Raw genomic sequence first — 19,358 nt, forward strand, 5'->3', positions numbered from 1 at the left:
GGAACAATAAAGTAAATTTTAAATAAAGATTATATGCTGTTTCTTAAATGCCCCTTTAAGAAACAGCCGTTAAACCGAAACCATAGAAACATGAAGAAACCTACTACTTTAAAATTAGTTTTAGCTGTATTACTTTGTATTCAAAGTTTTGTTATGTTCTCTCAGAAAAATTTTACCCCTCGTTTCGATACGAGTTTAAAAGGTGATATGCTTTTGATTGGTAATAATATTTTGAATAGAGATGTTAGGAATAATGAGCGCCCAAATAACGCTTTTAATTCTACGAGCCAGAATAACAACGATCTTAATATGCAATATATTGATATCGATAATGATAATACTACATTCAGCTCAAGCTCGGCTAATTTAGCTGTTCCTCAAACAAGCAGGGAGTGTTATAAAATTGTTTATGCGGGACTTTATTGGGCGGGTATTTACAGCCAGGGAGCCGTAAATAACGGAACAGTAAATCGAAACAATTTAGGTTCTATTAAAATTAAATTACCTAATCAGACTGCTTATACTGATATTACTGGACAATTAATTTATGATTATTACCCGTCTACTTCAAATGGGGATCAAATGCCGTATGCTTATTATTATGATGCTACAGCATTAGTTCAAGCATTGGCAAATCCAGAAGGTACTTATACCGTTGCGAATATTATTTCAGGTAGAGGACAGATAAATGGTGGTTTCTCAGCAGGATGGAATTTATTTGTGGTTTATGAAGATCCAAAATCTTCTGCTAAATATATTACTTCTTTTGATGGTTTCAGATGGATTCAGGCTTCAAGCGGACCAGTAACGTATGATATTTCAGGATTTAAAACGATTCCAACCGGTTCTGTAAAAGCAAAGTTAGCTTTTGCGGCTCTAGAGGGTGACGTTAACTTAACGGGTGATAAATATTCTATTAATAATACTGATATTTCTACAGCAGAACGTCCGGTTAACAACTTTTTCAATAGTACTATTAACGATACAAACGGTCCATACACTGCCCGAAATCCTGCCAGTGGTAACACGCTTGGCTTTGAAGCTGGTATTCTAAATGTACCCAATCCAGCGACTGCAGCATACCCCGGTGGTAGTGTTATAAAGAATAACGATACTTCGGCACAATTAAAACTTACCACAAGTGGTGACGGTTACGGATTATTTTTCAATGCATTCAACGTTGAGATTATTGAGCCTAAAATTGTTTTAACGAAAATTGTAAAAAATGCGGCTGGAGCAAACATTGGCGGACAGAACGTAACAATGGGGCAGACGCTTAATTATGAAATTGGTTTCAGAAACACAGGTAATGATAACGCTACTTCATTTACAATTAGAGATCAGCTGCCTATTAATATTATTTTTAATTATCCTGCCGATATTGTTTCACTTCCATCAGGTGTAACGGTTCAGAGTTATAATGCTACTACAAGAAATATTGTTTTTGCAGTTAATAACAATGTTGTTAAAGTGGGTGACCCTGAAAAAGTAATCAGTTTCAAAGTTCAGGTAGTTCCGGATTGTCATATGTTAAGCGAAGCTTGTTCTAACAGTATTGACAACTCGGCTTATGCTACTTATAAAGGAACACAGAATACTACTTTTACAATTTCTGATGACCCGAGTGTTAACACGAATACAGGATGTATCTTAGTTCCTAAGGCAACAAACTTTTTGGTTGGAATTGACGGCTGTAAATTTTCTGAAAACGTTACGTTATGTGGTGAAACTATCAATTTAACGGCAGCTAACGGATATACTAATTATACTTGGTATAGCGATGAGGCACGTACACAGCAAATAGGAAGCGGACAAACCATTACAGTTAAAGATCCTGGTACTTATTATGTATATAACCTTGCAGCAGCACCTTGTCGATCAATTTCTCAGGAGTTCGTTGTATCTCGATTTGGAGCAACAACACAAAATCCTGTAATACCTTTTGCAGATCAAGTAGTAACTTGTCCTAACGATGGTAAAAAACTGCCGAATATTTTCTTATGCGGCGGTAATGCATCAAGACAAATTACAACTAGTATTTCTGACGCTTCAAGTATTATCTGGGAAAAATTAAACGAGGGTAGTTGTGCTGCGGTTACAAATCAAAATTGTGCCAATGAAAATACATCTTGTACTTGGACTCAGGTAGCAAGCGGACCTAGTTACAATGCCAATATTGCAGGGCAGTTCCGTTTGACATTAAATTATACGGGAGGATGTTTCAACCGTTTTTACTTTAATGTGTATACAAACGCATTAACTCCAAGCGAAACACATAAAGATATTACTTGCGGTACTCCGGGAAGTATTACCATTGGAGGTGTTCCTGCTGGATACGAATATGCGATCAGTACAGATCCAAACGGAACGATTGGTGCTTACCAGTCTAGTAATACCTTTACGATCAATACTCCAAATTCTTATACAGTTCATATCAGACAAGTGGGTGTAACTACTAATCCTTGTATTTTTACTGTTCCTAGTATTTTAATTAGAGATAGAAGTTTAAATATCAGTACTGTAGTAACTCAGCCTTTATGTAATGGACAAAAAGGAACGATTAAAGTTGGAGCAGAAAATATTGATCCACAATACTACTATTATATCTACAACAGCGGTGGTACTTTAGTGAACAGCTTTGGACCAACTGCTAATGCAGATTATACATTTGCAAATTTAGATCCGGGAACTTACCGAGTAAGAGTTACGAATGGCGCTGTAGGTGGAGCACCTGCACCTACTTGTGACAAATCTGTAAATGTTACTATTAATCCAGTTCCAGCAGCATTGAATGCTACGGCTGCTTTAACAGTACCGTTGACATCATGCAGCAATGGAAAAATTGTTGTTACTACAACTGGAGGAACTGCACCATATTATCATTTCATAAACGGATCAACAACATTCCAATTATCAAATGAAATTGAGGTAACGGCTCCAGGTACATTTAATATTTTAGTTGTAGATGCGAACAACTGTAGCACAACTACATCTATTACAGTTACAGCTAATCCAAAACCAGTTTACACGATTTCAAAAACAGAAATCAACTGTAATGGTGAAACGGCTCAAATTAGTGTTAACGTTACTAATGCTAACGGATACACTTTACAATACAGTATAGATAATGGCGCAACATTCAGCAGTAATCCTGTTTTCCCTAACCTTACAGGAGGTACTTATAATGTTGTAGTGCGCTATACACTTTCAGGAACAACTTGTACTGATCCTGCTGTTGCACTTGTAATCGATGCTCCTGCAAATGCTTTATCAGCATCAGCGGGTGTTTCTGAATTAGCAGGTTGCGACCCTTCAGGAAACGGATATGGTAAAGTTCGTATTACAAATCCTCAAGGAGGAACACCTCCTTATACCTATAGCTTCAATGGAGGTACATCTTATGGAACTTCAAATGAAGCTTATGTTGCTCCAGGAACTTACACGCTTTATGTAAGAGACTCTAAAGGTTGTACGTTTGCAATGCCAGGTGTGGTTTTAGATCCAAAACCAGCAGATCCTACAATTGCAGTGGGTGCACCAGTTTACAACTGTAACGGTACTGCAACAAGTACTGTAACAGTAACCAATAACGGAGGAGCAAATTATACTTATGAGTATTACCTTGATAATGTATTAAATACAAATACACCTCCTAACGTTTTTCTAAATGTTCCTTCGGGATCTCATACAGTAAGCGTAAAATATAATTTAGTTTCTGTTCCAACATACAGTAATTTATTAATTGAAGATTTCGGGTCAGGAGGAACTACAACAACTCCTGGTATCGCGTCTGCATACTGTTTCAACGATCAAAGAGTTAACCCTCCTTATACTTGTTCTTTAAATGGAACACCAACTCGTTCTGTAGAGGATAACCAATATTCAGTAACAAGTTTCTTCTGGAGAAATGATACTGCTTGGTACCACTTTAAAGATCATACTTCAAATGGCTCTGACGCAAACGGAAGATATTTATTAGTAAATATTGGAGCTGCAGCAGGACCTTACGGAGTTTTATACAGTAAACCAATTATCGATGTTATTCCAAATCAACCGGTAATGGTTTCTTTATACGTAGGTAACTTATTAAATACTGGTGTAAATGGAGCAGCTCCTATCGTACGATTTGAGTTAGTGAATAGTGCTGGTACTGTAGTGGCTACAGAAGATACTGGTAAAATTGCTGAAGCAGCAAATGATCCAAACAGAACAAAATGGGTTCCTATTAATATTTCATTAAACCCAGGAAACAATACGAATTTAACTTTTAGAATTCGTTCTGGAAGTGTTGAATATGGTGGAAATGATATCGTAATTGATGATATCTGGGTACGTCAGATTCCAAAATCATGTATCAGCCAAAAAGATTTCCCAATTGTTATTGACAGCAATAAAGCATTTTCAGCTTCTATAACAGGAGTTAAAAATGTTACTTGTAATGGTGGAAATAATGGAGAAATTACTATTGCGGCACAAAACTTTAATCTTCCATACGGATTTGATTATTCTATCAACAATGGAACTACTTGGATAAACTCTAAAGTATCTCCTGTAACAATAACAGGTTTAACAAGCCAAACATACGCAATTCAAATACGTTATAACAATAGCGCATCGACTTGTAGCTTCCCATTCTCTCAACCTATTACAGCACCAGCTGCTTTAGCGGTTACAGCTCAGGTTACATCTCAGCCAACTTGTACAAATGGAGCTTCTATTACGGCGACAGTAACAGGAGGAACGCCTAGTTATCAATATGAGTTAAGACAAAATAATGGAACTACAGTTGTAGTACCATTCCAAACGTCGAATGTATTTACCAATATTCCTTCTGGAACGTATAGAATAGTAGTTAGAGATGCTAACTCTTGTTCATCTCCAGCTTCAGCAACGGTTAATATTACCTCTCCAAATGCTCCAACAGCTTCGTTAGCTGCAAGTTCTGATTTATGTTACGATACCGTAAATCAAGCAACACTTGTAGTAACGGCTACTGGAACTGGAACTTTAACGTATAGTTTAGATGGTGCTGCAGCTCAGACTTCTAACACATTTACAAATGTTGGTCCTGGTACGCATAACATCTTAGTAACAGATAGTAATAACTGTACGGCTGCTATCAGTAATATTGTTATTGCACCACAGTTGCAAGGAAGTGCCACTATCTCTAAAACATTAGATTGTACAACATCTCCAAATGCTACTATTACAGTTTCTATTACAGGAGGCACAAGTGCTTTTACTTATAAAGTGAGAAGAAATAGTGCAGCTTATGGTTCTTCAATCAATGTAACGGGTAATTCATTTGTGTACACTGCAACAACAGCAGCAACTTATACTTTTGAAATTACAGATTCTAAAGGATGTATTACCACAACAAGTGCTATAATCAGCCCTCTTACAAACCCTACTGTAACAGCAACTAAGGTTGATGCAACTTGTAATGGTGCTTCAACAGGGTCTGTACAATTAGTAGGAGCTGGTGGATCAGGTTCTTATACTTACTTGTTCTACAGAAGTACAACAACTCCTGTTCCAACGACTTATACAACACAATCAAATTATACAGGTTTAGCAGCAGGAACGTATAACTTCCGAGTTATGGATAGTAATGGTTGTACCTCTGCTGTTGGAAGCATTACTATTGCTGAACCAACAACTTTAACAGGCACTGCATCTGCAACAGCATTTTCTTGTAATGCATCAAATGTAAAACAAGCAGCGACTGTAACAATTGCCGTTCCAACAACAGGAACAGCTCCATATCAATATAGTTTTGATGGTGGTACAACTTTCTCAAGCACACGTACATTATCTGTTACAGATAACGGCACAAATCAAACTATTTCTTATGTAGTAAGTGATGCTCAAGGTTGTAAAACTCCTGTTCAAACTATTACAATAAACAGATTAAATCCTCCTACTGATATTTCATTCAGTTCAAATGCAGTAACTTGTACAGCAACAACTACGACAGTTACAGCAACTGCAACAAATGGAGTAGGAACATTAACATATTCAATTACATCACCAGCTGCATCTGCTGCTTCTAATACAACAGGAGTATTCCCAGGATTAGCTGCAGGAACTTATAACTTTAGAGTTACTGATGCAAACGGATGTTATTTTGACAAACCTTACACTATTACTCCAGTAACTCCAATCGCTGTTGTTGGAAACAAAACAAGCGATGCTCTATGTAAAGGAGGAGCTACAGGATCTGGTACTTACACAGTTTCTGGAAATGCTACTGTAGGTGCTTATACATTTACATTAACAGCAGGAACATTGGGTTCAGGTACACTTACTAAATCAGGAAACACATTAACATTATCAAATGTGGTTGCTGGTACTTATACAGTTCGTGTAACCGATAATGCAACAGGTTGTACTGCTAATGCAAGCATTGTAATCGCAGAACCTGCAAATGCTTTAACATTCACAGCTGCTGCAAGCAATGTAAATTGTAACAATGACAATTCACAAATTACCGTTACGGCTGCAGGCGGAACACCAAATTATACTTACGCAGCAGTAAGATCAGGTGCTGCAGCTCCAACAGTTTATGCAGCAAGTAATGTAGTTACAGTTGATACTAATTCTGGTGCAGATTTAGTTTGGGACGTATATGTAAAAGACACTAACGGATGTATTACAAGAAATGCTGTTACTGTTGCAGCAGATAACCTTCCAACGGTAACAGCAACAAACGGAAATCAGTGTACAGCTTCTGGAAACTCATTTACAATTACTGCAACAGGTACTGGATTAGCGCCATTAACATACAGTATTGATGGTACTTCTTTCCAAACCGGAAATACATTTAACGTTGCGGCTGGTACTTATACAGTAACAGTAAAAGACAGAAATGGTTGTACAGCTACTACAGCAACAGCACTTACTATTTATCCACAATTAACTACTGTAGGTGTAGTTACGAAAGAATTAGATTGTACCGCTACACCAAATGCAACTATTACAGTTACTATTGGCGGAGGAAGATCTCAATTTACATACACAGTACAAAAAGGATCAGGAACTCCAAGTGCATCAAGCGCCCCAATTTCAGGTCCAACATTTACATATTCAGTTACTCCTGCAAATGCAGATACTTATACTTTCGTAGTTAGAGATGCTAACGGATGTCAAAGTACAGTAGTAACGAAAGTTGATCCTATTTCAAATCCTACTGTTACAGCAGTTCAAACAAACGCAAGCTGTAATGGTGCTTCTGACGGATCTGTTACTTTAACAGGTGCAGGCGGATCAGGCGGATTTACATATAGCAATAATGCCTCAACAGGATTCACAACTAATCCAACATTTACAGGATTAGCAGCAGGTTCTTATACTTTCTATGTAAGAGACAGTAAAGGATGCCAGGGATCTGTAGCAGTTACCATTACACAGCCAAGTACTTTAGCAGCAACAATTGCAACAGTTCCATTCTCTTGTAATGCTGCAAACGGTAAAGTAGCAGGAACAGTTACAATCAACGTGACTGCTGGAACTGGTACAGCACCATACGAATACAGCTTCAACGGAAGCGCATTCAGCTCAAACAATGTATTAACATTAAACGATAACGGAGCTGACCAGCCATTTACATACTCAGTTAGAGATGCTAAAGGATGTCCTGTAACAGGTTCAGGAACTTTATTAAGATTGAACCCTCCAACAGACTTAACTTTTGCTTCTCCTGCGGTTACTTGTACCGCTACAACAACTACTGTTACTTTAACAGCAACAAATGGAGTGGGAACATTGAGATATGAAACAATTGCTCCATCTCCAGTTATTATTGCAAAACAAACTTCTAATTCATTTGCAGGTCTTGCTCCTGGATCGTATACTTTCAGAGTAACAGATGCAAACGGATGTTATTATACAGAAGCTTATGTTGTAAGCCCAGTAACTCCTATTTCTGTTACAGGTAATAAAACAAGTGACGTTCTTTGTAGAGGAGGTTCTACAGGATCTGGAACGTATACAGTTTCTGGAAATGCTACTGTAGGTGCTTATACATTTACATTAACAGCAGGAACATTAGGTTCAGGTACACTTACTAAATCAGGAAATACATTAACATTATCTAATGTTGCAGCAGGAACATACACGGTTCAGGTAACAGATACAGCAACAGGTTGTACTAATTCTGCAAGTATCGTTATTGGTCAGCCAGCGGCTAACTTAGCCATTACATCTGCTGTCGCAACTAATGCTAACTGTAACAACGACAATTCACAAATTACGGTTACTGCAACAGGCGGTACACCTAACTATACTTATGCTTATGCTATAAGCCCGTCAACAGTTCCATCATCTCCTTACACAAATAGTGCTATTTTAACAGTAGATACTAATTCTGGAGCTAACATGGTTTGGGATGTATATGTTAAAGATGCTAACGGATGTACAGTAAAATCTACAGTTACAGTAATTATGGATGCTATGCCAGCAGTTACAAACGTAACCGTAAACAATCAATGTACAGCTTCTGGAAGCGGATTTACAATCACGGCAACAGCAACAGGTCTAGCTCCATTAACGTACGGAATCGCTGGTCCAACTGGAGCATTCCAGACAAGCAATACATTTACAGTTCCAGCAGGATCATATACAGTATACGTTAAAGACGCAAATGGTTGTATTGCATCTGCTCCAGCAGCAACAACTGTTTACCCTCAATTAACAGCAACTGGTACAGTTACTAAAGAGTTAGATTGTACCGCTACACCAAACGCAACTATTACAGTTACAATTGGCGGAGGAAGATCTCAATTCACATATACAGTACAAAAAGGATCAGGAACACCAAGTACAGCAAGTGCTCCAATTTCAGGTCCAACATTTACATACTCAGTTACTCCTGCAAATGCAGATACTTATACGTTTGTAGTTACAGATGCTAACGGATGTCAAAAAACAGCTGTTGTTACAGTTGATCCAATTACAAATCCTACTGTTACAGCAGTTCAAACAAACGCAAGCTGTAATGGTGCTTCTGACGGATCTGTTACTTTAACAGGTGCAGGTGGATCAGGCGGATTTACATACAGCAATAATGCATCAACAGGATTCACAACTAATCCAGCATTTACAGGATTAGCAGCAGGTTCTTATACTTTCTATGTAAGAGACAGTAAAGGATGCCAGGGATCAGTAGCAGTTACCATTACACAGCCAGTTACTTTAGCAGCTACCATTACAACAGTTCCATTCTCTTGTAATGCAGCAAACGGTAAAGTAGCAGGAACAGTTACAATCAACGTGACTGCTGGAACAGGTACTGCACCTTATCAATACAGCTTCAACGGAAGCGCATTCAGCTCAAATAATGTATTAACATTAAACGATAACGGAGCTGACCAGCCATTTACATACTCAGTTAGAGATGCTAAAGGATGTCCTGTAACAGGTTCAGGAACTTTATTAAGATTGAACCCTCCAACAGACTTAACTTTTGCTTCTCCTGCGGTTACTTGTACCGCTACAACAACTACTGTTACTTTAACAGCAACAAATGGAGTTGGAGCATTACAATATGAAACAATTGCACCATCACCAGTAATTGTACCTAAACAAACCTCTAATGCTTTCGCAGGTTTAGCGCCGGGAACTTATATGTTTAGAGTTACAGATGCTAATGGATGTTATTATACAGAAGCTTATACGGTTAATCCGGTTACACCAATTACAGTTACAGCTAGCAAATTAAGTGATGTATTATGTAATGGAGGAAATACAGGTTCTATCAGATTAAATGTTTCTGGTTTTGGATCTACTTATTCGTATACAGTTAACGGAGGAACAGCTGTTACAGGAGTAAATACTGCTACAGTTACATTATCTAATTTAACAGCTAATACTTATGCAATTGTTATTACTGATGAAGTAACAGGATGTACAGCGAATGCTTCTATTACAATTGGCCAGCCAGCAGCTGCCCTATCGGCAACTTACACAGCAGTTAATGCTAACTGTTTCGTAAGCACTTCTGAAGTAACGGTTACAGCAGCAGGAGGAACACCAGTTTACAGATATTCATTTGTACAAGATGGTGCACCAGCGGGAACGTATACAAATAACAACAAAGCAAACTTAGATCCAGCAGTTAACTTAAACTGGGATGTTTACGTAATCGATGCAAATGGTTGTACATTCAAACTTGATGTAACCATTACAAGAGATCCAGTTCCAACAGTTACAGCTTCAGCTACTGGTCAATGTTTTGGTGTAGGTTCTTACACTATTACAGCAACACCAGGTGCTGGTTTAGTAGCGCCATTAAGCTATAGTATTAACGGAGGAGCTTCTTACCAGGCAGGTAATACATTTGTAATTACGACTCCTGGAAGTTATACAGTTAGAATTAAAGATGGTAACGGATGTACAGCAAACAGTAACGTTGTTATTGTAAACAATGCATTAACATTAAATGCCGTTTTAGATAAAGATATTACATGTTCTGCTCCAGTTAATGCACAAATTACGTTAACACCAGCAGGAGGAATCGGACCATTTACGTATACAAGTTCTCCAAATACAGGAACATTTGCTGGAAATGTATTCACAACTGGCACAGCTGGTTCATATACTTTCACAGTAACAGATTCAAGAGGATGTACAGCTACATCATCTGCAGTTATCGTTACTACACCAGTATTACCTGAAATTACTGGAGTTACACAAACTCAAAACATAAACTGTAATGGTGATGCTACTGCAGCAATCGCTATTACTATTGACAATACAAAAGGTCAGGCACCATTCGTATACACGGTATTAAACACCACTACAGGAGTTAATTACGGTTCTCAAACATCTGGTTTGGCAGCTGGTGATTATGTAGTTACAGTTACAGATGCGAAAGGATGTACAGATACATTCAATATTACTATTTTACAGCCTACACCAATTGTAGTAAGCAGAACAGTTACTCCAATTACTTGTGGTGCAGGTGGTGTATCTTTAGGATCTATCACAATTAACTCTGTTACTGGAGGTACGCCAAATTACACGTACCACGTAACAGGTGTTAATGGTTATAACAAACAAATCACAAACCAAACAGGTTCTACTGCTGTTTTTGAAGTAGTTGACTTTGGTTTATACCAAATCATCATTACAGACGCGAACGGATGTACAAATATTGAACAAAATGTATTTGTTGCTTCTCCGCCAGATGATTTAGATATAACAGTAACACCGCCGCCAGCTGATTGTTCTTCATTAGGTTCAGCAGTTGTGGCTATTGGTGCTGCTTCAACAAACATTACAGGTCCTGGTCCATTCCACTTTGCAGTTTACACAGGTCCAGGAATGGTTTATTCTGCACCAACAACACTTCCATGGTATGACGAAGATGCGGTGGGAAGTAAGAAAACATCTATTCCTAACTTATTACCAGGAGTTAAATACACTTTCATTGTACATGATGGTGGAACAGGATGTTACTACTATGAAACAGCTGAATTCCCTATCCCAACTAACTCTACATTAACAGTAACAGGATTAACAGCTAATAATATTACTTGTAGAGGAAGTAATAATGGAAATGTTTCATTCACAGTAAATAGTACATACCCAACTGCAACACCAATTAGTTATGAAATCTATGATGCTTTCACTTTAGTTAGCACTGGTATTACAGGAACAGGTACTGTTCCGGCTAATGGTAATCTTGCAATCAACAACCTTGGTGCATTAAGTTTCGGAAATTACGTAGTAGTAATTAGAGAAACTGCAGGAGCAACAAATGCAGGATGTAGTGTTGCTACTAATTCATTTAATATTACAGAATCTGCTATTGATTTATCAGTTACAGCTTCGGTTTCTAAAAATGCAAACTGTAATCCAAACTCTGGTATTATTACAGCTATTGGAAAAGATGGAACAGCTCCATATACATATTTATTATTACCTGATACAGATCCTGTACCTACAGCAACAACTGCTGGATGGGCTTCTGCTAATACATTTAACAGAAATGCAGGAAACTACGTGGCTTATGTAAAAGATGCTTACGGTTGTATTAAAGCGGCTCCAGTTACATTAGACAGAGATGCAGATCCTACAATTACAGCACCAGCAGCAATTTGTTACGATGGTACTCCATTTACAATTACAATTACAGGAACAGTAGATCCTGCAGTTGCGGGAGCACCTACTTACAGTGTTAACGGTAGTACATTCCAAACAAGCCCTAACTTTACATTTAATGCTTCTGGAATATATACTTTAGTTATAAAAGATGGTAATGGCTGTACAGCTACTACTACTTATGAAGTTAAACCACAATTATTATTAAACGTGGCATTAACGAAAGAACTTGATTGTACAGCAACTCCAAATGCCCAAATTACTTTAACGGCTACTGGTGGTTACAATACTGCATATACGTATGAGTACTCTACAAATGGTGGAGGAAGCTATACTACTATGGCTACAAACGTACTTTCAACAAGCGTTCTAGGAAATTACATTTTCAGAGTAAGCGATGCTAAGCTGCCAACAGCTTGTCAAGCTACTGAAACATTTACATTAGATCCTCTTCCAAACACTGTTTTCACAACTACGCAAACTGACGTAAGCTGTAATGGTGGTTCAGATGGAACAATTACGGTAAATGTTACTTCAGGAGTTGGTCCTTACGAATACCAATTAGACGGAGGAACATTCCAAACATCAAATGTATTCACAGGATTATCTGCTGGTAACTCATATATTATTACCGTAAGAGATGCTAAATCTTGTATTTTCCCAAGTTCAGCAATCACAATATTACAACCAACCGCTTTAACAGCTACTTCAGCTATTACTGCTAATTTAGTTTGTGCGGCTGGAAACCTTCCAACTAAAGCAGTTGTTACTGTAACTGCTGCTGATGGAACAGCTCCATACTTATACAGTTTTGATGGAGGAGCAACATATACCAGCACAAATACGTATGAAACGTTTGCTGGTATTACATTTGACGTTTTCGTTAAGGATGCTAAAGAATGTATCTTCATTTTACCAAATGGAGTAGATGTACCAGCCTTGAACCCTCCAACGAATATGGATATCACAGGTACGCCGATTTATTGTGCGCCTGCTGCAAACACGACAAGTACAGTTACGATCAGCAATGTGATCAACGGAGTTGGAACACTTCAATATGAGATTTTATCTCCTGTTGCAGTTCCAAAACAGACTTCAGCTGTATTTGCAGGATTAGCGCCTGATACTTACTTATTCCAGGTAACAGATGCTAACGGATGTACGTTCCAGAAATCATACACAGTTGTTCCTGTAACCAACATCAGCATTGCAGGCCAGTTAGTGAGCAATGTGGTTTGTAACGGACAGGCAAACGGAGCTGTAAGATTTACAGTTGCTGATTACGGAACAGCATATACAGCAGTTCTTACAGCAGGTACAGGCACACTGGCACAGACAGGAAACACAGTGAATGTTACAGGTTTAGTTCCTGGAACTTACACAGTACAGGTAACAGATAACACAACAAGCTGTACAGCTACAGCTTCAGTGGTGGTTACCCAGCCAGCAGCACTTGGCTTAACTATTGTGAGCAACGTAAACGCAAACTGTAATTTTGGAGCAAAAGTTGAAGTTGCTGCCGCAGGCGGTACACCAAACTACAGATACCAGTTTGTTCAGGACGGAGCAGCACCAAATCCTCTGGATTACGATACAGCAGCAAATGCAGTATTAGATCCGGCAGTAAATACACAATGGGATGCTTACGCAATTGATGCCAACGGATGTGTAACTATGGTTGATATCACAATCGCTACCGATGCACTTCCAACAATCAATTCATCAGCAGGATTATACTGCTACACAGGAACTCCGGTGCCTATCACAATTACAGGAACTTATGTCGGCACACCGACATACAGTATCGGTAACGGCTACCAGTCAAGTCCTAACTTTGTATTGAATGCTCCGGGCAACTACGTATTCTATATTAAAGACGGAAACGGCTGTATTGTTTCAAGTCCGTATACCTTACGCCAGGAATTGTTACTGCAGGCTACACTTACACAGGATTTAACTTGTGCAGGATCAGCAAGCATTACATTATTAGCGACTCAGGGAACATTAACATACACAGGATTTGAAGTTGACTTTAACGGAGGCGGATATGTGGCTGCAACATCACCATATACAGCTGCTGCACCTGGAACGTACACTTTCAGAGTAACAGACAGCCAGGGATGCCAGGCATTATCGATTCCGGTAATAGTTACGCCAACAACGACTCCTACAGCAACATTCACACAGACTAATGTAAGCTGTATAGGAGGAAACGACGGAAGCATCATTGTTACAGCTGCTAATGGTATCCTTCCATACCAGTACAGAATCAACGGCGGAGCTTACCAGAGTTCAAACATCTTTACAGGATTAACAGCAGGAACCTACAACATTGAAGTACAGGATGCTAAACAATGTACCTCAGTAATCGTAACAGCTACTATTACTGAACCTACGGCTCTTGCAGCTACAGCTGTACTGACACAGAGTTTAACATGCGGAACAGGAAATGCTACCCAGCCTGCAGTAGTTACAGTAAATGTAACAGCAGGAACAGGAACAGCTCCTTACCAATACAGTTTCAATGGAGGAACCAACTACAGTGCAACAAATACGTTCACTACTTACAGTTCAGGAACAGTTACGGCATACGTAAAAGATGCTAACAACTGTATCATTGCTGTACCGGTTAGTGTAACTATTCCAGCCTTGAATCCTCCAACGATTAACACAATTACTGGAACACCTATTTACTGTGCTCCAACAGCTAGCACAACTAGTACAGTAACAGTAACTGTTACAAATGGAGTTGGTGCATTACATTATGAAATTCTTTCTCCTGCAAGTGCAGTAACAAATACTTCAGGGGCTACTAGTGGTGTCTTTACATTACTTGATGCAGGTACTTACTTGTTCCAAGTTACAGACGCTAACGGTTGTAAAGATGAAGAATACTACACTGTTGATCCTTTAGTGAACATTACTATTGCTGGTCAATTAGTAAATGATGTGAGCTGTAATGGAGGTGCGAATGGTTCTGTGAAATTTGACGTCGATAACTTTACTGGAACATACACTGTTGCATTAATCGGAGGTCCAACTACAGGAACTATTACACAAACAGGTAAAGTGGTAACTTTAACTAACTTACCAATTGGTACATACACAGTTGAAGTAACAGATCAAACAACAAACTGTACAGCTAGTGCTTCAGTAACTGTTGGTGAACCATCGGTATTGACATTAACTGAAACAACAAACATAAATGCAAACTGTAATTCTGGTGCACAAGTTAGCGTAACTGCTGCAGGTGGAACTCCAAATTATCAATACGCATTCATCGCAGGAACAGGGACTCCAACAGCTGCTGATTATTCAAACAGTAATAATGCGGTTCTTGATCCAGCAGTAAGCTTAAATTGGACAGCATACGTGATCGATTCTAATAATTGTGAAACGTTTATCCCAATTACAATTGCAGTTGATCCATTGCCAAGCGCAATTACTGCAAATGTTACAAGCCAATGTCCAACAGCAGCTGGTGAATATACATTTACCGTTAATGTTGGTTCAGGTGTTGCACCATACGAGTATAGCATTGGAAACGGATTCCAATCTAGCCCAACATTTACTGTAAATGCAGCAGGAACTTATGATATTACAGTAAGAGACGCTAATGCATGTACTGCAACTGCCACAGCAGCGGTGACTATTTCACCAGCATTACAGCTTGACACTACAGTTAATGCGCTTCCAAGCTGTACATTAAATAATGGTGTTATTACAGCAACTGCAACAGGTGGTTCTGGAACAGCAAATTATAGATATACATTAGACGGAGGTGTGATTGTAAACACGACTCCGGCAGTATTCAACAATGTTGCTCCAGGTACACATATTGTACGAGTAAGAGACGTCGTTACAGGATGTGCATTCCAAGTAACAATTGAAATCGCTCCTGCAACTGTTATCACAGGACTTGCATTACAAGGAAGAAACGTTTCTTGTAAAGGTGGATCTGATGGATCAATCACTACTAGCTTAACTCCAAGTGGTGCAGGCGTAAATGATAACCCAGTTTATACGTACACCTTAACAGGAACAACTGCTTTAGGAGTTGCTGTTAACAGACCAGCACAAACTGACAATGTATTTGAAAACCTTGAAGCTGGAGATTATACCGTAACGGTTACTTCAGGAAGAGGTTGTCAAGATTCTGAAGATATCAGAATCAGCGAACCAAACGTAATAACTGTAGGTGCGCCAGTAATTGCACAGTACGGTTGTGCTGCTGGAACAAATGCTTCAGGATATGCTACAATCACTGTTAATTCAGTAACAGGTGGATCAGGAAACTACGTAATCTACGAGTTCTTGAAAAACGGAGTAGTAGTTCAAAAAGGTGCTGATAACGTATACAGCGAAGCTGATTTCTTAGGAGGAAGCTATACTGTAAATGTTTATGACGATAATGGATGTATGGGATCTACTACTGGAACAGCTGTTGTTAATCCGTTTATTAGCTTAGACGATATCAACGTTACTGTAAATACAGCTGTAACATGTACTTCAAACGAAGACATTACAGTTACAGTATCAACAACAGGAGGTACACCAGTATTATTAAACTATACAGTTACAGGTACGAATGGTAATACATTCAGCCAGACAAATACAAACGGAGTATTCACAGGATTAACAATTGGTGATTATCTAATCACAGTTCAAAACCCTGCGACAGGATGTATTATTGAAGAAGTTCATTATGTAAACGATCCTAATACTTTCGAAATCCAAGCAGTAACAGTTAACGGAAAAATCTGTTTCGGTGCTGCTAACGGAAGCGTTGACTTAACTTTTGTAGATAACCAATTGAACCCAACAGACGATGCCGGAATATTCAACTACGTAATCACTGGTCCGGTTCCAAGCAACGGAACTTCTACAAATGCAGGTCCAGTTAGAATTTCTAACTTAACCGCTGGTCAATATACTGTTGTAGCAACATTAGTAAACAACCCATTCTGTACAGTAAGCACATTGTTCACAATCGAACAGCCTGCAGCAGAATTAACATTGACTACTACAAAAGCAGATATTACATGTGCTGCTGGTAACAATGATGGACAAATTACTGCTACAGCAATTGGCGGATGGGATAACGGATATGAGTATCAGTTACTATTAAACGGAACCGTTTTAGTTGATTACTCTGCTCAAGCTGTATTCCCAGGATTATCAGCAGGTAACTACACAATTAACGTAAGAGACAACGCAGGTTGTATCGATACAGCAACTGAAGTATTAGTAGTACCAGCGCCAATCGTTATCAATGCAACAGCAAATGCAACTATGTTAACTTGTTTCGGAGATAAATCTGGAGTAATTACAGTAGATCCGCCAACAGGAGGACAAGGAAGCAACTACATGTACACATTGAACATTGTATCAGCAAATCCTGTTGTATCATCTGGACCTCAATCAAGCCCAGTATTCAGCGGATTAGGTGCAGGAACCTATACAATAACGGTTACAGACGGATTCAACTGTTCTGCAACATCAACAAATATTGTAATTAATGAGCCTACAGAAGTAGTTCCAACATTAGTTGAAGAAACTTCACAAACCTGTTTAACTCAGGCAACATTAACATTAAGCGCAGTAGGAGGAACAGCTCCATATACGTATAGTGATGATGCTAGTTTCACAACAACATTAGGCACATTTACATCATCAGTAACTTTCGCAGTTCCAGTTGGTAAACACAGCTACTATGTGAAAGATGCAATTGGATGTGTAGGATTTGTTTCTAACGAAATTGCAATCGATCCATTAGAACCGCTTGATATTGATGTTGACGTTACTAATGCAGTTGTAAAATGTACAGGTGAAGCTACAGGAGTTATCGTAGCAGAAGCTAAAGGCGGATTAGGAAACTATGTGTATACTTTAGAAAATGCTGGAGGTACAGTAGTTCAAGGACCACAATCTACTGGAATCTTCGAAGACTTAGTAATTGGAGATTACATTGTAAAAGTAGTAAGCGGCGATTGTGAAGATGCATCTGCTCTTATTACAATCAACGAGCCGCCAGTTGCTTTACAAGCTACATTTGACGCAACAAATGTTTCTTGTTTCGGTGAAAACAATGGTAAAATTGTTGTAACTGCAACAGGAGGTACAGGACAAATTAAATATGCGATATCACCAGACTTAAACCAGTTTGATTCGATTAACATTTTTGATAAACTTACATTCGGTACATATACTGTAATCGCTCAGGATGAAAACGGATGTTATGTAATGACAGATGTAGTGATCACGCAGCCAGCGTTACCACTTTCAGCAGCTGTAACACCTAATTCAATCCTTGGTGAGCAGTGCGTTGGAGATCTAAATGGTGAATTTACAATTGACATTGCTGGAGGAACAGCTCCTTACACAGTAAGTCTTGATAACATCAATGGTCCATTTGTTGCGGTAACAGGAACACAGCATACATTTGATGGTCTTGCTGGTGGAAACCACACAGCATTCGTTAAAGATGCTAACGGTTGTGATTATGAAATCGAAGTTCTTGTACCAACGGCTGTAGATCTTGATCCATTAAGAGAAGTAGTTTACGGATGTGAGACAAATACAGTTACAGTAACCATTAATGGAACAGTTGATCCTTCTGAAGTTGATTATGCTCTTGATAACCAAGCAGGTCCATATCAATTGGATAATGTATTTAAAGATGTAGCTCCTGGAACTCACGTAATTTATGCTAGACATACTAACGGATGTATCCAGCCAACAGCAAGCTTCAACATTGTAGCATTCGATAAATTAACTATCAAATTATCTGATGGTCAGCCAGAAATGAACGTGATTTCTGTAACAGGTGTAGGAGGAGCTCCAAGCTACGAATACAGCTTCAACGGAGAACCATTCACAACATCTAACAAATACAAAATCTACAAATCTGGAGATTATGAAGTAATTGTAAGAGATCAAAATGGATGTACCGCGACAATGATTGTTCCAATGACTTACGTAGATGTTTGTATTGACAATTACTTTACGCCTAATGGTGACGGAATCTCTGACACTTGGGGTCCTGGTTGTACAAATATTTACAACAACCTTGTGTTCGAAATCTTTGACAGATACGGACGTGTAATTGCGAAATACCACTATGGTGAGAAATGGGATGGTAAATATCAAGGTTCAGAATTACCAACAGGAGACTACTGGTACGTTCTTAAACTGAATGACGAGAAAGACTCACGTGAGTTTGTTGGACATTTCACTTTATACAGATAACAAAATAA

At 38.7% G+C, this 19,358-nt stretch carries 1 protein-coding gene; it reads left to right on the forward strand.

The features are described from left to right. The first annotated feature begins 90 nt into the window (after positions 1-90). Positions 91-19,350: a T9SS type B sorting domain-containing protein gene (locus P2W75_RS05455; RefSeq protein ID WP_276379347.1), complete on the forward strand. Its 19,260-nt coding sequence runs from the start codon at positions 91-93 to the stop codon at positions 19,348-19,350. Positions 19,351-19,358: the final 8 nt, after the last annotated feature.

This window comes from Flavobacterium sp. H4147, from assembly GCF_029360735.1.
Classification (GTDB): Bacteria; Bacteroidota; Bacteroidia; order Flavobacteriales; family Flavobacteriaceae; genus Flavobacterium; species Flavobacterium endoglycinae.